Source organism: Synechococcus sp. MU1648 (assembly GCF_023630615.1).
In the GTDB taxonomy this organism is placed as follows: Bacteria; Cyanobacteriota; Cyanobacteriia; order PCC-6307; family Cyanobiaceae; genus Parasynechococcus.
On the sequence record NZ_JAKUHI010000008.1, the window covers coordinates 61858 to 78071 of the forward strand.

At 60.6% G+C, this 16214-nt stretch carries 17 protein-coding genes; 10 read left to right on the forward strand and 7 right to left on the reverse strand.

From position 1 onward, the window contains the following. Positions 1 to 14 precede the first annotated feature (14 nt). From NCN06_RS09565 to NCN06_RS09605, 9 genes are read left to right on the forward strand one after another with little or no spacing between them, the layout of a single operon-like run. Positions 15 to 1631: a DUF3352 domain-containing protein gene (locus NCN06_RS09565; protein WP_226397386.1), complete on the forward strand. Its 1617-nt coding sequence runs from the start codon at positions 15 to 17 to the stop codon at positions 1629 to 1631. Beyond that, the gene (locus NCN06_RS09570; protein ID WP_226397385.1) at positions 1609 to 2094 is read left to right on the forward strand and encodes a SixA phosphatase family protein; all 486 of its coding nucleotides are present in this window, start codon (positions 1609 to 1611) and stop codon (positions 2092 to 2094) included. The genes NCN06_RS09565 and NCN06_RS09570 overlap by 23 nt, the downstream gene beginning before the upstream one ends. A gap of 16 nt (positions 2095 to 2110) precedes the next feature. Further along, positions 2111 to 3301 carry a citrate synthase gene (locus NCN06_RS09575; protein WP_115094999.1) on the forward strand — a complete coding sequence of 397 codons (1191 nt, stop codon included), beginning with the start codon at positions 2111 to 2113 and terminating at the stop codon, positions 3299 to 3301. 27 nt (positions 3302 to 3328) lie between these two features. Beyond that, positions 3329 to 4447 carry an NADH-quinone oxidoreductase subunit NuoH gene (nuoH, locus tag NCN06_RS09580; protein WP_226397560.1) on the forward strand — a complete coding sequence of 373 codons (1119 nt, stop codon included), beginning with the start codon at positions 3329 to 3331 and terminating at the stop codon, positions 4445 to 4447. Positions 4448 to 4506: 59 nt separating this feature from the next. Then, positions 4507 to 5154, forward strand: coding sequence for an NAD(P)H-quinone oxidoreductase subunit I (gene ndhI / locus NCN06_RS09585; RefSeq protein WP_226397384.1), 648 nt, complete (start codon positions 4507 to 4509; stop codon positions 5152 to 5154). Continuing rightward, positions 5151 to 5750, forward strand: a complete 600-nt coding sequence (locus NCN06_RS09590) for an NADH-quinone oxidoreductase subunit J (RefSeq protein ID WP_115024450.1) — start codon at positions 5151 to 5153, stop codon at positions 5748 to 5750. Before ndhI ends, NCN06_RS09590 begins: the two co-directional genes overlap by 4 nt. Next, on the forward strand, positions 5750 to 6079 hold the full coding sequence (gene nuoK / locus NCN06_RS09595; RefSeq protein WP_115024448.1) for an NADH-quinone oxidoreductase subunit NuoK: 330 nt from the start codon (positions 5750 to 5752) through the stop codon (positions 6077 to 6079). The genes NCN06_RS09590 and nuoK overlap by 1 nt, the downstream gene beginning before the upstream one ends. An 18-nt stretch (positions 6080 to 6097) precedes the next feature. Further along, the gene (locus NCN06_RS09600; RefSeq protein WP_226397383.1) at positions 6098 to 7048 is read left to right on the forward strand and encodes an NAD(+) kinase; all 951 of its coding nucleotides are present in this window, start codon (positions 6098 to 6100) and stop codon (positions 7046 to 7048) included. A 3-nt stretch (positions 7049 to 7051) separates the two neighbouring features. Next, positions 7052 to 7558: a CYTH domain-containing protein gene (locus NCN06_RS09605; RefSeq protein ID WP_226397382.1), complete on the forward strand. Its 507-nt coding sequence runs from the start codon at positions 7052 to 7054 to the stop codon at positions 7556 to 7558. A 208-nt stretch (positions 7559 to 7766) separates the two neighbouring features. Here the strand turns inward: NCN06_RS09605 and pedR are convergent, their stop codons facing one another. Continuing rightward, positions 7767 to 8045: a photosynthetic electron transport-dependent transcriptional regulator PedR gene (gene pedR, locus NCN06_RS09610; RefSeq protein ID WP_115024441.1), complete on the reverse strand. Its 279-nt coding sequence runs from the start codon at positions 8043 to 8045 to the stop codon at positions 7767 to 7769. A gap of 67 nt (positions 8046 to 8112) precedes the next feature. On the opposite strand from pedR, the gene NCN06_RS09615 reads away from it, so the two are divergent. Next, on the forward strand, positions 8113 to 9018 hold the full coding sequence (locus NCN06_RS09615) for a methylenetetrahydrofolate reductase (RefSeq protein WP_226397381.1): 906 nt from the start codon (positions 8113 to 8115) through the stop codon (positions 9016 to 9018). Here the strand turns inward: NCN06_RS09615 and NCN06_RS09620 are convergent. From NCN06_RS09620 to NCN06_RS09645, 6 genes are all read right to left on the reverse strand, one after another. Further along, entirely contained in the window at positions 8999 to 10177 is a 1179-nt protein-coding gene (locus NCN06_RS09620) for a nucleotidyltransferase family protein (RefSeq protein WP_115024437.1), read from the reverse strand. The two genes, NCN06_RS09615 and NCN06_RS09620, sit on opposite strands and share 20 nt — an antisense overlap. Before the next feature lie 47 nt (positions 10178 to 10224). Further along, positions 10225 to 11127, reverse strand: coding sequence for a segregation/condensation protein A (locus NCN06_RS09625; RefSeq protein ID WP_226397380.1), 903 nt, complete (start codon positions 11125 to 11127; stop codon positions 10225 to 10227). Positions 11128 to 11214: 87 nt separating this feature from the next. Beyond that, on the reverse strand, positions 11215 to 11598 hold the full coding sequence (locus NCN06_RS09630) for a lipopolysaccharide assembly protein LapA domain-containing protein (protein WP_226397379.1): 384 nt from the start codon (positions 11596 to 11598) through the stop codon (positions 11215 to 11217). Positions 11599 to 11665: 67 nt separating this feature from the next. After that, positions 11666 to 13303, reverse strand: a complete 1638-nt coding sequence (locus NCN06_RS09635; RefSeq protein WP_226397378.1) for an NAD(P)H-quinone oxidoreductase subunit 4 — start codon at positions 13301 to 13303, stop codon at positions 11666 to 11668. Between the two features lie 93 nt (positions 13304 to 13396). Beyond that, on the reverse strand, positions 13397 to 15406 hold the full coding sequence (locus NCN06_RS09640) for an NAD(P)H-quinone oxidoreductase subunit 5 (RefSeq protein WP_226397377.1): 2010 nt from the start codon (positions 15404 to 15406) through the stop codon (positions 13397 to 13399). Positions 15407 to 15440: 34 nt separating this feature from the next. Then, the gene (locus tag NCN06_RS09645) at positions 15441 to 16172 is read right to left on the reverse strand and encodes an NnrU family protein (RefSeq protein WP_226397376.1); all 732 of its coding nucleotides are present in this window, start codon (positions 16170 to 16172) and stop codon (positions 15441 to 15443) included. Positions 16173 to 16214 lie beyond the last annotated feature (42 nt).

A 16214-nucleotide genomic window follows, 5' to 3' on the forward strand; every position in this document is an offset into this window, starting at 1 on the left:
GCCATTCTGCGTTGATGGACAAAGATGAAGGGATCCGAGAACGCCGGCCCATGAAGGCCCGCCCCTTCCTCAGCGCTGCCGGCGCTGTGCTGCTGTCGCTGCTTCTTCTGGCTGCTGGTCTGCTTTGGACCATGGATCGCCAGAGCCCCCTTCATCTGGCTGAGCAGCCTTTGCGTCTGCCCCGGGCGGCTCGCTTTGTGCCGAGGGATGCCGATTTATCCCTGCACTGGCTGGCCGATCTCAGACGTCTGCCCGCCTATGCCCAGGCCGTCGCCCCTGCATCGGAACGCCGCGATGCCCGCGATGGTGCACGGCAGTGGCGTGAGGGGGTCTTCGCCTTGGCGGGCCTGCAGTTCGGTCTTGAGCTGGAGCCCTGGCTTGGTGAGGAAGTCAGCCTCACCCTCACCGATGGCGCCTCCAACGCCGGCTGGGTTCTGGCCTTGACCAGTCGGGATGACGATGGCGCCAGGCGTTTCTTGCAACGGTTCTGGCAGACCCGCAGCCTGGCGGGCACCGATCTGCAGATCAGCAGTTACCGCGGCATCGGTGTGATCAGCGGCCAGGGGGCCTTGGTGGGGCATGACCCCCAACCTCTGGCCACGGCCTTGATTGATGACGACCTGCTCTTGGTGGCCTCAGGCCGGGGCGTGCTGGAGCAGGCCCTCGATGTCTCTCAGCTTCCGGATCAGCATCAGCTGGGGGATGAACGTCTGCAGCGTCAGGTCGCTGATCTCGGTCAGGGTGTGGCGCTGCTGACGGCATCGCCACACGCCCTTCAGCATTGGTTGCAGTTTCCTGAGGTGGTAGCCCAACGCGAGGATCTGAACGGGCTTGTGGCTTCGCTTCGGCCGGAGGGTTCGACCCTTGCGGTGGATGGGCGGCTCGGGTTCCAGCAAGCCATTGCTTCCGCCCCATGGCCTGACCTGACGGATCTGACCGCCTCGGCTGGTGGACATGGCCGTTGGCTGGCGCAGCTGCAAAGTCCAGCACGTCTGTTGGATCCGGGCGAAAGCCATCCGCTGGCCCAGTGGTTCGGCCCGGTTCTCGCGCAGCAGTTGCGGGACCAGCCGGCTGCAGATGCTGTTGTTCAGTCCGATGAAGGCCCTCTTCTCTGGCAAGACCAGTCCGAGGGCTGGCTCTTGGCCACGCGCTCTCAAAGTCCCGCCAGGGATGCGGTGGATGCACGTCTGCAGGAGCAAGGCCTGACCCGGTCTGAGCTGGACGGAGATGGTGAGGTCTTGAGTGTGTGGACGCGTCTTGTTCGCCAGCGGGGACGCCAGCCTGGAGTGGATGCCCAGCTGGCTGTGGCTCAGGTCAGCTCGTCCTCTCTGAACTGGTGGGGTGAGTCGTTGATGGCTCTGGCGCAGCGTCAGAACGGACGTGCCCTTCAGCCTCTCGTGAACCAGTGGCAGGAGCTCGTATCGGCCTCCCAGCCCGTGCAGGCTCTTCTTTTGGCGGATGCCCCGGCTCGATCACTGTTGGGTCAATGGCGGCCGTGGGGGCTGCTGCAGGTGATGGCAGGGCGGCCCTTGCAGGACCAGGTCAGGGGTCTGGCGTTCGCCGTCGACGCTGATCGTCTGGAGCAGGGCGGTACCGAGATTCCTTTGCATGCCCGCCTCGAACTCGGCTGAACTGGTTCTGCTGCGGCATGGCATCGCAGAACCCCGCCAGGCGGGGCGGGATCATCCGGATCGCCCCCTCACCGCGGCCGGGCGTCAGCGCACGCAACTGGTGATGGCAGCCTTGGTGCGACGGGGGCTGAGGCTCGATCGCCTGTTGTCCAGTCCTTACCGCAGGGCACTGCAAACGGCGGAACTGGCCCTAGAGGCGGGGCTCGCCTCACGCCTTGTGGTGGACGAACGCCTCAAGCCAGGAGGGGCCCTTGAAACGCTGCTGAGCTCGGTCGATGGACGGCTCGGCCTGGTGGGCCATGAGCCGGATCTTGGAGACCTGGCCTGCATGCTTCTGGGGTGTCCCCCTGGTGGCCTGCTGTTGAAGAAAGCCGGCGTGATCCAGCTGCATTGTTCGGCGGGCCAGTGGCAGTTGCAGGCCTTGCTTCGCCCGGCACTGTCGATTGAAGATTTAGGTTGCTGATAGAGGCAATCAGGTGGTGGCCCAGCAGCAGACAGGAGACCTGCGCCATGCGCGGACCGGGATCGAACTGCGGCCAGGCCTCGACGGTGTTCCGGCGACCCAGTCGGGCATCTGCGATATCGATGGAGACCAGGGGCTGCTCACCTATCGCGGCTACCCGATGCAGGATCTGGCAGCCAACAGCAGCTTTCTGGAGACGGCCTACCTGCTGATCTGGGGAGAGCTGCCGAGCCGCGATCAGTTGGCGCAGTTTGAGCACGCGGTGCAGATGCACCGGCGTGTCAGCTTCCGGGTGCGGGACATGATGAAGTGCTTCCCGGCCAGCGGCCATCCGATGGATGCCCTGCAATCAAGTGCAGCATCCCTCGGCCTGTTTTATTCCCGCCGGGCCATTGACGACCCGCAATACATCTATGACGCGGTGGTGCGGCTGATTGCCAAGATCCCGACGATGGTGGCGGCGTTTCAGCTGATTCGCAAAGGCCAAGATCCGATTCAGCCTCGGGATGATCTGGCCTACTCCGCCAATTTCCTGTACATGCTCACGGAGCGGGAGCCTGATCCCCTGGCGGCGCGCATTTTTGATCGCTGTTTGATGCTTCATGCCGAGCACAGCCTCAATGCGAGCACCTTTAGTGCCCGTGTCACCGCCAGCACCCTGACGGATCCCTATGCCGTGGTGGCCTCGGCCGTCGGCACCCTGGCGGGGCCGCTCCACGGCGGCGCCAATGAAGATGTTCTCGCCATGCTGGAGCAAGTGGGAAGCCCCGAGAACGCCGGTGCCTTCCTCGACGATGCCGTTGCGTCCAAGCGGAAGGTTATGGGTTTCGGCCACCGCGAGTACAAGGTCAAAGATCCCCGCGCTGTGATCCTTCAGTCGCTGGTTGAGGAGATGTTTGACAGCTTTGGCCATGACGACCTCTACGACGTGGCCCGGGCGATTGAGCAGGAAGCGGAATCCCGGCTCGGCCCGAAAGGCATTTATCCCAACGTGGATTTCTATTCCGGGCTCGTTTACCGCAAGCTCGGTATTCCCAGGGATCTGTTCACGCCTGTCTTCGCGATCGCCAGGGTCGCCGGATGGCTGGCCCATTGGCGTGAGCAGCTGGGGGCGAACCGGATTTTTCGGCCCTCGCAGATCTATTCCGGGTCACAGCCACGCTCCTGGATGCCCATCGAGGAGCGAGTTTCGGCTCCGGCCGCCTAAGTTGCACCCACTTCCGTCGACACCATGGTGAGTCCGGGACTTGACCTGGAATTGAGCTTTAGCCAGGCGCTGCAAGGCTTAGGCCTCTCTCCAGAAGTGGCGAGACTGCTCTGGCTGCCGCTGCCGATGCTGCTGGTCCTGGTGGCTGCAGTGGTGGGTGTTCTCGTGTCGGTTTGGTTGGAACGCAAGATTTCCGCCGCCGTTCAGCAGCGGATCGGTCCGGAATATGCCGGTGCCCTGGGCGTGCTTCAGCCTCTGGCGGACGGCCTCAAGCTGTTGGTCAAGGAAGACATCATTCCGGCGCGGGCCGACAGCCTGCTGTTCACCCTCGGCCCGGTGCTGGTGGTGGTGCCGGTGATCATTTCCTGGCTGATCATCCCCTTTGGCCAGAACCTGCTGATTAGCAACGTTGGCGTTGGGATCTTTCTTTGGATCGCCTTCAGCAGTATTCAGCCCATCGGTCTGCTGATGAGCGGTTATGCCTCCAATAACAAGTATTCGCTTCTTGGCGGCCTAAGGGCAGCAGCGCAGTCGATCAGCTACGAGATCCCCCTTGCTTTAGCAGTGCTTGCCGTGGTGATGATGACCAACTCGCTGAGCACGGTCGACATCGTTGATCAGCAGACCGGAGCAGGCATCCTCAGCTGGAACATTTGGCGTCAGCCGGTGGGCTTCCTGATTTTCTGGATCTGTGCCCTGGCTGAGTGCGAGCGCCTTCCCTTCGACCTCCCTGAAGCCGAAGAAGAGTTGGTCGCCGGCTACCAGACCGAATACGCGGGCATGAAGTTTGCCCTCTTCTATCTGGCCGGATACATCAATTTGGTGCTCTCCGCCGTTCTGGTCAGTGTTCTGTATCTCGGTGGCTGGGGCTTCCCAATCCCTGTGGAGTGGCTGGCTGGCTGGTTGAACCAGCCCATCGATGCACCGGTGGTGCAGGTGATCACCGGGACGGTTGGCATCGTGATGACGGTGCTCAAGGCCTATCTGCTGGTGTTCGTGGCCATCCTGCTGCGCTGGACCACCCCCCGCGTGCGCATTGACCAGCTGCTGGACCTGGGCTGGAAGTTCCTGCTGCCCCTGTCTCTGGTGAATCTTCTGGTGACAGCAGCCCTCAAGCTCGCTTTCCCCGTTGCATTCGGCGGCTAGGTTTTCCTACCTAGGATTTCTGCGCTTCCGGCTCCGCTTCGTTCTCTCCCCTTCAGACCATGTTCGGCTTCCTCAAACAGGTCGGTGATTACACCCGGGATGCAGTCGATGCAGCCCGGAATCTGGCCCAAGGCTTTTCGGTCACGTTTGACCACATGCAGCGCCGTCCGGTCACGGTGCAGTACCCCTACGAGAAGCTCATTCCGTCCGAGCGTTATCGGGGCCGGATTCACTACGAATTCGACAAGTGCATCGCCTGTGAGGTGTGCGTGAGGGTGTGCCCGATCAACCTGCCGGTGGTGGATTGGGTGATGAACAAGGCGACGAAGAAAAAGGAGCTGCGGAATTATTCCATTGACTTCGGCGTTTGTATTTTCTGCGGTAATTGCGTGGAGTACTGCCCCACCAACTGCCTCTCGATGACTGAGGAGTATGAGCTGGCTGCGTTTGATCGCCACAGCCTCAACTACGACAACGTTGCCTTGGGGCGGCTCCCCACCAGCGTCACCACGGATCCTTCGGTGATTCCATTGCGCGAGCTGGCATATCTCCCCGCAGGAGAGTTGGATCCCCACACCGTGCCTGCAGATCGCCCGCGGGCCGGCCAGCTTCCCTCCCAGGTTCTGGAGACCCTCACGCCGCCGCAGAAGCCAGCCGTCAAGGATGAGGGACAATCCTCCAGTGAGGACAAGGAGGGCGACGTATGACCATCGCGACCACCACCGAGCTGATCTGTTTCCTGGTGCTGTCTGCCGTTGTGGTGGTTGGTGCCCTGGGTGTGGTGCTACTCAGCAACATCGTCTATTCCGCCTTTCTGCTTGGCGGTGTGTTCACAGCTGTTGCAGGGCTCTATCTGCTGCTCAATGCGAGCTTCGTGGCCGCTGCCCAGATCCTGGTCTATGTCGGCGCCATCAATGTGCTGATCCTGTTCGCGATCATGCTCGTGAACAAACGGGAGGATTTGAAGGCCATCGCCAACCTCACCACCCGACGGGTGGTGTCAGCTGGCGTCTGCGCCGGTCTGCTGGCTCTTCTGGTCCGCGTTGTGGTGACCACGCCTTGGTCGCTTCCAGGCCCCGCCGCCGTGGGTGAGGAGGCCACCGCCCGCATCGGTGAACACCTGTTCACTGACTACCTCTTGCCGTTTGAGGTGGCTTCAGTGCTGCTGCTAATGGCCATGATCGGAGCGATCGTTTTGGCCCGCCGCGATGTGTTGGCTACCGATGTGGTCACCGGTGAAGTGGCTGACCAGGGCCTGATCGAGAAGGCCCGTACTCCCTTGCTGATGAACCGAGCGGACTGATGAGCGATTTCCTTTCAACGCTTCCTTCCCTGCAGGCTTACCTCCTGGTGGCCGCAATGTTGTTCTGCATCGGTGTCTGGGGACTGATCAACAGCCGCAACGCCGTTCGGGTGTTGATGAGCATCGAGCTGATGCTCAATGGCGTGAACATCAATCTGATGGCCTTCTCATCCTTTGTGGATGGCGATCTGATCCGAGGTCAGGTGTTTGCTGTGTTTGTGATCACGGTGGCTGCTGCTGAAGCTGCGGTCGGTCTCGCGATCCTGCTGTCGCTTTATCGCAATCGCGTTACCGTCGACATGGAGCAGTTCAACCTGCTGCGCTGGTAATTCCCGCACACCTGGATCATGCGTCTCGATCGGGTCTGGGTGATCTATCGGGCCGATAGTCAGCCTGCTCAGAGGGAAGCTCGCCAATGCGCCAAGGAGCTCAAAGCCCTTGGAACGCATGTTGTGACCGCGATGTCAGGGCCGAGGGTGAACCCTTTCCCTGGCTTGCTGGCTGTTGAAGATGCTTTGCCCGACCTTGCTCTGGTGCTTGGGGGGGATGGCACGGTTCTTGGGGCTGCCCGTCATCTTGCGGTGCATGACATCCCGATCCTGAGCATCAATGTGGGAGGGCATCTGGGCTTTCTCACCCACGATCGCCGGGTGTTGCGTGGCGATCAGATCTGGCAGCGACTTCAGGACGATCAGTTCGCGATCGAACGGCGCATGATGCTTCAGGCCATGGTCGATCGCCGCTCCGCTGAAGAACGAACGGCGTCCCCTGGCCTGTTGCAACAGCCGGATCTGGAAGATGACGAAGAGCACCACTGGGCCTTCAACGACTTCTATCTGAGGGCCTATCGCGATGAGATTTCGCCCACTTGCACCCTGGAGTTGGAGATCGATGGAGAAGTGGTCGACCAGGTGCGTGGAGATGGCCTGATCCTGTCCACGCCGACCGGATCCACCGGTTACGCCCTGGCGGCGGGAGGGCCGATCCTGCATCCCGGTATTGATGCCATCATCGTCGCCCCGATCTGCCCGATGAGTCTTTCCAGCCGAACGCTGGTGGTGCCACCCCGGGCAAGGTTGACGATTTGGCCCCTGGGTGCCGGCGATCACCGCATCAAGCTCTGGAAGGACGGTGTGGGCTGCACAGTTCTGGAACCAGGCGAGTGCTGTGTCGTTCAGCAGGCGCGTCACCATGCCCTGATGGTGCTGCTGAACCAAAGTCCCTCCTATTACAGAACGCTGTCGCACAAGCTTCACTGGGCGGGAAGCCTGCAGGCGGCGCAGCCGTCCCAGAATTGATTCATGGCTCTGGAGATCGAACGACGTTTTCTGGTGCGTTCTGACGCCTGGCGCAGCAGTGCCGGCCCCGGGCAGGCCCTACGACAGGGGTACCTGGCCGCTAGTGCTGAGGGGGTGACGGTCCGGATGCGACTGCGCGGAAGGGATGAGGCCTGGCTCACCCTTAAAGCTGCTGCTGATGCCGTTGGTCTGGTACGCCACGAGTTCGAATATCCAATTCCGGTGGCGGATGCCGAGGCCCTCTGGGATCTGGCTCCGCACCGTCTGGAAAAAGTCCGTCATCAGCTGGATTGCCCTGGTGGAGACTGGGTTGTGGATTGTTTTCAGGGGGAGAATGCGCCCCTGGTGCTGGCGGAGGTGGAGCTTGCATCGGCTCAGGTTGACCTGGTGATTCCGCCCTGGTGCGGTCAGGAGATCACAGGGGAGTCCCGTTGGAGCAATGCGGTGCTGTCGCAGCACCCGATTCAGGCTTGGCCGCTGCAGGATCGATGCCGTTTGGGCTGGATTTAAGGCCGGGCTGGATTTATCTTCAGATTTCCTTTAGCTTTGAGGGGTTCTGATCGGTGATCGTTTCCAGTGGTGGGTCTTTACGACACAACTGGAATGCTCCGTTTTGCGGGATCAAGTGTTGAGGCTTGCCTCGAATACGCCACCTTGTTTCGGATTCCTGTCGGTCCCAGCTCCTTGCAAAGTCTTCCGGAACCTGTCATCTCCACCATCAGGGTGAGGGGGGATCGTTTTCTGGAAGGACGCAACAATTGAAGCCGTCCCGGCAGATCTTGCCGTTGTCCATCGCCCAGTTGAGTAGAGCAACCCTGTTCTTGGAACCGGTTTTGGTGAACACGTTGCTCACGTGGTTGTCGACCGTTCGTTTGCTGATGGTGAGACGGTCGGCGATTTCTTGATTGGTCAGTCCTTCTGCCACGAGTTCAATGATCTCGACCTCCCTGGCTGAGAGGGAGATCCCAAGGGGATCAATTCCGTCGAGGGAGGACATGAGTGACCACCGATGGCGTCATGCTAGTCCGGACCGTTGCTCCGATCCTGCATAGTGGGCCGGTGAAATGGAACGGGATTTGAGGACGGCGCTTCAGCGCGCGATTGAGGCCGGCAATCAGGTCCTCACGGCCGAGGTGATGCCGCCTCGTGGTGCGGATCCGACGCATATGTTGTCCATGGCTGAATCGCTGCGGGGCCGCGTTCATGCGCTGAACGTGACCGATGGCAGCCGGGCCGTGATGCGCATGAGCAGCCTGGCGTCCTGCAAGTTGCTGCTTGAGGCCGGTCTGGAGCCCGTCTTGCAGATGGCCTGTCGGGATCGCAACCGCATCGCCTTGCAGGCTGATCTCCTTGGGGCCCACGCGTTGGGGATCCGCAATCTGTTGTGTCTCACCGGAGATCCGGTGCGCGCGGGAGACCAGGCGGATGCGCGTCCGGTCAATGAATTCGAGTCTGTGAAGCTGTTGCAGCAGGTGCAGGCTCTCAACAGCGGTGTCGATCCCGTTCAGGGCACCCTGCCGGACGGGGAGACCACGCTGTTCGCCGGGTGTGCCGCTGATCCGCAATCCAGGAGCTGGAGCGGTTTACAGCGCCGGTTGCATCGCAAGCAGGCCGCGGGAGCCCGCTTCGTTCAAACCCAGATGGTGATGGATCCTTCAGCTCTTGAGCGCTTTCAGCATGAGCTGGCTGCGCCCCTGGGTCTGCCGGTGTTGGCCGGTGTGTTTCTGTTGAAGTCAGCCAAGAATGCCCGGTTCATTAACCGTGTTGTGCCCGGGGCATGCATCCCCGATGAATTGATCCATCGGCTTGAGTGTTCGGAGCATCCCGCAATGGAGGGGGTGGCCATCGCCGCTGAGCAGGTGAAGCGTTATCTCGGCATCGTCAGTGGTGTGCACTTGATGGCGATCAAGGCGGAGGAGCGTATCCCGATGATTTTGGATCGAGCCGGACTCAGCTCGCTGCCTGGGTGAGATCTGTACCCAGCAGCTCAGCCATGGCTTTCTGCTGGGGGGACGGTTCCACTAAATCCTGACGCCGGGCGTCGGTGATCAACCAGTCGAGGGATGCTTCCTGCAGGTCGAAGTGATCGCCGTCCTTGCCCACGCAATAGCGGCCGAACACCAGCTTCTCTAGAAGCTGGACGCCGGCGCCGATGCGCGAATAGTCAAAGATGATCGAATTGTCCACCGTGGCACCCTCACAGATGTGGCAGCTCGGGCCGATCATGGTGGGTCCGATGATCGTTGCACCGTCTTCGATTTTGGTCATCCCGCCCACGTAAACGGGTCCGGAGACGTTGATTTTGTCCCAGTTGGCGGCCACATTCAGGCCGGTGTAAACCCCGGGGCGCACCTCCTTGCCGGGGATTCCGACCTGACGCACATCGCCCATCAACACACTGCGGATGGCTTGCCAGTAGTCGGGAACTTTGCCGATATCCACCCATTCGAAATCCATCGGAATGGCATAGAAGGGTGCCCCGAGCTCGGCCAGTTTCGGGAACAGATCAGAGCCGATGTCAAAGGGCTGACCCGAGGGGATGTGCTCGAAGATTTCCGGCTCGAAAATGTAGATGCCGGTGTTGATGGTGTCGCTGAGGGCTTCCTCAACGCTGGGTTTTTCCTGAAAGCTTGAAATTCTGTTCTGGTCATCCGTGACTACAACGCCGTAGCTGCTCACCTGATCCTTGGGGACCCGCTTGGTGACAAGGCTGGCGATGGCACCCTTCTCACGGTGCAGACGCAACGCTTCGCTGAGGTCAAGATCGATCAGTGCATCACCGCAGAGCACCACGAAGGTGTCGTCGAAGAAGTGCTGGAAGTCTTGGATTTTTTTGAGTCCGCCGGCGGATCCCAGCGCGTTGCCGATCAGTTCTCCGTCTTCAATCCGTCCTTCGAAGCTGTACGCAATTTCAACGCCAAAACGCTGGCCATCCCGGAAGTAATTTTCAATCTCTTCGGCGAGGTGGGAGACGTTCACCATCACTTCGGTGAAACCGTGCTCCTTGAGCAGTTCCAGCAGGAATTCCATCACCGGCTTCTGCAGGATTGGAATCATCGGCTTGGGGATCACATGCGTGATCGGTTGAACCCGCGTCCCCTTGCCAGCCGCCAGAATCATCGCCTTCATTGGCGTTTCACGGGGGTCAGTACAAGGTAGTGACCATAGACCCGGTCTTAAGCCGCCACGACTGTCCGGGTCGGCGACGGATCTGGCACCTGAAGGCTGCGGATCGGTAGTTGTGTCGCGGTGCCACTGGCAGGGATGAATTTCAGTCGCAAGGGGCCGTGAAGCCAGCCCTCCTGCTCGAGTTCAACCCGGCCTTGGGAGGAGAGAAACAGCAGAGCCCAGAACACCCCGACTCGGTCACGGTCAAGGTCAGCGGCTGCGGCGACCTCCCAACGCTCCACGAGTTGATCGAAGCCCACCCAGTCCAGGGCAGTCTCCCAACCGTTGAGAAACACCCCCAGCGCTGCGGTGGTTTCCGGGAGTTTTTCGCGGTGGGCCAGTCCAGCGACCTGGGCGATGGCTTCACGGTTGCTGTAGCGCTTCTGCCGTTTCCGCCGTCGCGCCTCCAGTTCGTCCGATTCCAGTTGCTCTGCGATCGATTCCAGTTGTTCGATCAGCTCCCCAAGGGTGACGGGGCGTCTTAATGGCGGTGGAGCGACGGGCCGCCGCAGCAGGTGCTTCTCCGGCCGTCGGGGCAGATCGAAGGCGGGATCAAGCCAGCCCTGCTCATCAAAGTCTGCGTCGAAGTGGTCTTCGATCTCCGGGGCGGGAGGCAGCATGCTGGCCTCGAGCATTTCTGCTTTGAGCCCCACCAGTACAGAGGCGGCCAGAAAGGCTTCGCTGCTTTCGGCTAGGTCCCGTTCATAACTGCCGCCCCGTCCGGCCAAGACGGCAGCCACCTGACCGGGAACCTCGATGCGTTGTCTGAGTTGATCCAGAAATCCGTCGATGACAGCGATCACATCGACATCCCACGGATCGAGATCTCCACTCTCCGCTGCGTTCTGCAACAGCCGGATCGCGAGGCGGGCTCCAGCATCAGCGCCGTCGTTGGGAGCCACCTGGAGCAAGTCAATTCACCCTCTTCCGGCAAGGTATCGGGCGCAAACGGTTGCTGCCAGGGGGCTGTTTCAGCGATTCATCAGCGCGATCAGGCCTCAGTCGGCCGAGTTGTCGCCGGATTCATCACCTTCGGCAGCGCTGGCGGTCACGGTGGCGGCGGGGAGGAGACCCAACTGGGTTTCAACGGTGGAGCGATAGCGGTTGAGGTCGGTTTCCAGCTCTTGGATGCGCACCTGCTGCGCTTCAAATTCGTTGGCTTTGGAGAATTGATCCACGTTGTTGAGCATTCCCGTCCAGGCGGCAAAAAACCACGCCGCTACTGCACCGAATCCAGCCACCAGAAGCAACAAACCGGCAAGAGGCAGGGTGTATTCCATGCCTGGCAACACATGCACGGTGGTTGCGTTGGTGTTCGCCAGCGTGAAAAACACGGTGATCAATCCAAAGGAGAAGATCAGGCCGAAGTTGATCTGGCGCATGTTCTGGAGGAGCGATAATTCAACTTACGGACAGTTGGTAGCTCCCGAACAAGAATCGATACGTGTTTTATGAAGTGCCCACGATGGGGGCCTGGATCACTGCCGGAACCGTTGCTTGGCCTCGAATCAAGGGGGCCGTTGGTGACATCACCTGCTCCATGGCGCCCAGGTTTCGGTTCACCAGGGCTTCAATTGAGCTGCGGTAGCTGTCGGTCATCAGCTTGGGATAGAGCCCAATTCCGATGATCGGCACCAGCAGGCAACCGATGATGTACACCTCACGCGGCTCCGCATCCACCAGGTTGGTGTGGGACACCAGCTCCTCCTTCTCTTTGCCGAAGAAGATCTCCCGCAGCATCGAGAGCAGATAGATCGGCGTGAGAATCACGCCAACAGCGGCCAGTGCGCAGATCACCACGCGGAAGGGCAGGGTGTAGGCCTCATCGGTTGCGAAACCTGCAAACACCATCAATTCACTGACGAATCCACTCATGCCTGGCAGAGCCAGGGATGCGAGGGCACAAACGGTCCACAGCGCGAACATGATCCGCATCTTCTGGCCAATGCCCCCCATCTCATCCAGCTGAAGGGTGTGGGTGCGGTCGTAGGTGGCACCCACGAGGAAGAACAGGCTGGCCCCGATCAACCCGTGGCTGATCATCTGGAGCATGGCGCCACTGGTGCCGAGGGCACTGAAGCTGCCCACGCCGATCAGCACGAAACCCATGTGGCTGATCGAGCTGTAGGCGATCTTTCGCTTCAGGTTGCGCTGGGCGAAAGAGGTGAGGGCGGCGTAGATGATGTTGACCACCCCCAGCACAATCAGCAGCGGTGCGAACTGAGCGTGGGCCGCTGGCAGCAGTTCGCAGTTGAACCGCAGCAGGGCATAGCCCCCCATCTTCAGCAGGATGCCGGCCAGAAGCATGTGCACCGGTGCTGTGGCTTCGCCATGGGCATCCGGGAGCCAGGTGTGCAGCGGCACGATCGGCAGTTTCACGCCGAAGGCGATCAGCAGCCCGGCGTAGCAGAGCAGTTGAAAGCCCGTGCCGAAGTCCTTGGCGGCAAGAGCGGTGTACTCAAAGCTGGGGGTGCCACCGCCGAAGAATCCCATGGCCAAGGCGGCCAAAAGAATGAACAGGGAGCTGCCAGCGGTGTAGAGAATGAATTTTGTGGCTGCGTACTGGCGTTTCTTGCCGCCCCAGATGGCCAGAAGTAGATACACCGGGATCAGCTCCAGCTCCCAGGCCAGGAAGAACAGCAGCATGTCTTGCACCGCGAAGACGGCGATCTGGCCGCCGTCCATGGCCAGCAGCAGGAAATAAAACAAGCGCGGTTTGAAACTCACCGGCCAAGCAGCCAGGCAAGCCAGGGTTGTGATGAAGCTGGTGAGCAGAATCAGCGGCATCGAGAGCCCATCCGCTCCAACCGCCCAAGTGAGCCCCAGATCGGGCAGCCAGCTCACCCGTTCGGACAGCTGCAGGCCACTCAGGCTGGGGTCATAGCCGGTCAGGTACGCCGCAACGGTGATCAGAAAGGTGATCAGCGTCACGATCAGGGCATACCAGCGCACCTTTTTGCCGTCCCCTTCATCGGGAACGAGAGGAACCAGCAGTGCACCCACGATCGGAACCAGGATCGATAGGCTCAGCCATGGCACTGTGGCCTGCACCGGGTCGCCAAGTCCGGCGACTGCGAATTCGAACACGCTGTGAATCCGACCCTTACTGGTTGGATCGTAGAAATCATGGGCGCTGTGTCATCACCTCGATAGGCGATGACACACATGTCCGATTGAGACTTAAGAGATCGGCCCGCCGATGACGCCGAACAGCACCACCAGAGCAATCACTCCAGCGAACACGATCAGGGCATAGAACTGAGCGCGTCCGGTCTCGAGATACTTCAGACCCTCGCCGCTTCCGAGGGTGAGAAGTCCGGTGAGGTTGACAACACCATCAACAACCTTCGCGTCCACTTCGAGAACCTCTCGGGCCAGTTTGCGGCTGCCTCGCACAAACAACTTTTCGTTGACCACATCGAGATACCACTTATTGGCGAAGAAGGCATTCACCGTGGGGAAGCGGCCAGCCACCATTTCACCCAGATCGATCCGATGCAGGGCATAGGCCAGAACAGCCAGGGTGATGCCCGCGACGGAGATAGCCACTGAAGCCCCAGCCAGTGGCAGGAATTCCCCCCAGCTGAACTGTTCTGCCATCTCGAGAGCTTCCTCAGGATTCAGCAGCCCTGCAAAGCGGCTGTTCCAGGGTGTTCCGAGAAGACCAATGAGCACCGAAGGCACCGCCAACACCGCCAAGGGTGCGGCCATGGGCCAGGCGGACTCGTGCACGCTGCCGCCATGGGGATGGTGTTCCGCAGGATCCTTGCCAGCTGCCGTGAGCAGTTGGGTCTGCATGGCGGTGTCGTTGCCGCGGAACTCCCCTTCAAAGGTGAGGAAGTACAGGCGGAACATGTAAAAGGCCGTCATTCCCGCAGTCATGAAGCCCACCACCCACAGCAGGGGGTAACTGTTGAAGGCTTGACCAAGGATTTCGTCTTTGCTCCAGAAGCCAGCCAGGGGAGGAATGCCGCTGATGGCGATGCAACCGATGAAGAAGGTGATCGAGGTGACTGGCATCTTTTTGCGTAAGCCACCCATCAGACGCATGTCTTGGGCGAGCACGGGCTCGTGACCTACCACCTCTTCCATGGCGTGGATCACGGAGCCAGAACCCAGGAACAGCATGGCCTTGAAGAAGGCATGAGTCACCAGGTGAAAGATGCCAGCAACCGGGGCTCCACAACCCATGGCCAGCATCATGTAGCCGAGCTGGGAGACGGTGCTGTAAGCCAGCCCCTTCTTGAGGTCCATCTGGGTGAGGGCGATGGAGGCCCCCAGGAAGCAGGTGATTGTGCCGACGACGGCAATCACCGTTTGAATGATGGGGAATTGGGCGTACAGCGGATCGAGGCGGGCCACCAGGAAAACCCCTGCAGCCACCATCGTGGCGGCGTGAATCAGGGCTGAAATAGGTGTCGGACCCTCCATGGCATCGGGCAGCCAGACATGGAGTGGGAACTGAGCCGACTTGGCCATCGGACCCATGAACACCAGCAAGCAGAGCAGCAGTGCTGCCCATGGGGCCACCGTTCCATTGGCCAGGCCGTTCTTCAGACCATCGGCGATGCCCTGGAAATCAAAACTGCCGGTGGCCCAGAACAGGCCAAGGATTCCCAGTAGCAGGCCGAAGTCACCGACTCGGTTCACCACAAAGGCTTTCTGGGCTGCATGGGCGGCACCATCGCGGTCGTACCAGAAGCCCACCAGCAGGTAGGAGCACATGCCCACCAGCTCCCAGAAGACGTAGATCTCCAGGAGATTGGGACTGATGATCAACCCCAGCATGGAGCTGCTGAACAGAGCCAGGTAGGTGAAGAAGCGCACATAGCCCTTGTCGTGAGCCATGTAGCCATGGGAATACACCATCACCAGCAGGGCGATGGTGGTGACCAGCGCGAGCATTACGGCCCCAAGCGGATCAACCACGTAGCCCATCGGCAAAACGAAGCTGCCCGCACTGGCCCAGACGAATAGATGCTCGACCGGTGGGGCCCCATTGAGCTGGTTGAACAGGATGCTGTAGCTCAGTACCGCAGCTGCACCGACACAGGAAATCAACAGCAGCGCAACGGGTTTGCGCAATCGGTTGATCGTGCGGTTGAAGCTGATCAATCCCAACCCGGTCAGCACGGCGCCGAACAGGGGCAAAACGGGAATGAGCCAGGCGAGTTCCTCGGCCGAGGGCATCCGCAAGCAGCAGGTTGAAGCGAGTGTAGGCAGCTCAGCCCAGGAGGTTCTGGAGTGCTGAATTGCGCATCAACCCTGCAGCGGTCGGAATGAAGCGATGGGCCCACCAAAAGATGCCGACGGCGATGGCGATGCCGAGTTGCGCGGGTCGGACGAATTCCTGCCACTGGAGCTGCTGGCGTCCATCCAGAACCGCGGCGAAGGGCACGATGGAGGTGTTGGCCTTGAGTTCATCAAAGGCTTCACCGAAGCGAGCTTTCGAACGCCGGTCGCCATGCCAGACGGCGAATATGTGATGACCGATTAAGCCCACGCAGGTCACCAACATGAAGCTGCTGCCGATCCAGAGGCCGTGGGTTAGGCACCAGAGAATTTGACCGATGGCCTGCGGATGCCGGCTGATGCGGATGATCCCTGTGGCGTAAAGACGCACCTGCGGTTTCAGCACCGCCGGGATCTCCAGCAGGTTGTAGGTGGCTGGGTAGAGAAAGAAGAAGCTGACGGCTGTTCCGATCCACACCACAGGCACCATCCCGGGGACGCCTTGAAGATTCCACAGCCGCACCCCGTCGTAGCGATGGGCCAGGAACCATCCGATCACCACCACGGCCGAGGGAATGCTTGCCGCGGCGAAAATCAGTCTCCAGGCCCGTGCTCCGATCACGGCCTCAGCTCGGGTGCGCAGGGCTGCTCCACCGCTGTGAATCACCGCAAACAGGATCAGCAGCACCAACATCACGATGCTGCTGTGGTGGGTGGAGGCCATAGGGGCTGCCTGGGAAGGGCGTGATTCTGGCTGGCGGCCCCG

Coding starts and splice junctions, on each gene's coding strand:
- NCN06_RS09565 (WP_226397386.1), top strand. CDS start 15: ATGGACAAAGATGAAGGGATCCGAGAACGCCGGCCCATGAAGGCCCGC.
- NCN06_RS09570 (WP_226397385.1), top strand. CDS start 1,609: ATGCCCGCCTCGAACTCGGCTGAACTGGTTCTGCTGCGGCATGGCATC.
- ndhI (WP_226397384.1), top strand. CDS start 4,507: ATGTTCGGCTTCCTCAAACAGGTCGGTGATTACACCCGGGATGCAGTC.
- NCN06_RS09590 (WP_115024450.1), top strand. CDS start 5,151: ATGACCATCGCGACCACCACCGAGCTGATCTGTTTCCTGGTGCTGTCT.
- nuoK (WP_115024448.1), top strand. CDS start 5,750: ATGAGCGATTTCCTTTCAACGCTTCCTTCCCTGCAGGCTTACCTCCTG.
- NCN06_RS09600 (WP_226397383.1), top strand. CDS start 6,098: ATGCGTCTCGATCGGGTCTGGGTGATCTATCGGGCCGATAGTCAGCCT.
- NCN06_RS09605 (WP_226397382.1), top strand. CDS start 7,052: ATGGCTCTGGAGATCGAACGACGTTTTCTGGTGCGTTCTGACGCCTGG.
- pedR (WP_115024441.1), bottom strand. CDS start 8,045: ATGTCCTCCCTCGACGGAATTGATCCCCTTGGGATCTCCCTCTCAGCC.
- NCN06_RS09615 (WP_226397381.1), top strand. CDS start 8,113: ATGGAACGGGATTTGAGGACGGCGCTTCAGCGCGCGATTGAGGCCGGC.
- NCN06_RS09620 (WP_115024437.1), bottom strand. CDS start 10,177: ATGAAGGCGATGATTCTGGCGGCTGGCAAGGGGACGCGGGTTCAACCG.
- NCN06_RS09630 (WP_226397379.1), bottom strand. CDS start 11,598: ATGCGCCAGATCAACTTCGGCCTGATCTTCTCCTTTGGATTGATCACC.
- NCN06_RS09640 (WP_226397377.1), bottom strand. CDS start 15,406: ATGCCCTCGGCCGAGGAACTCGCCTGGCTCATTCCCGTTTTGCCCCTG.
- NCN06_RS09645 (WP_226397376.1), bottom strand. CDS start 16,172: ATGGCCTCCACCCACCACAGCAGCATCGTGATGTTGGTGCTGCTGATC.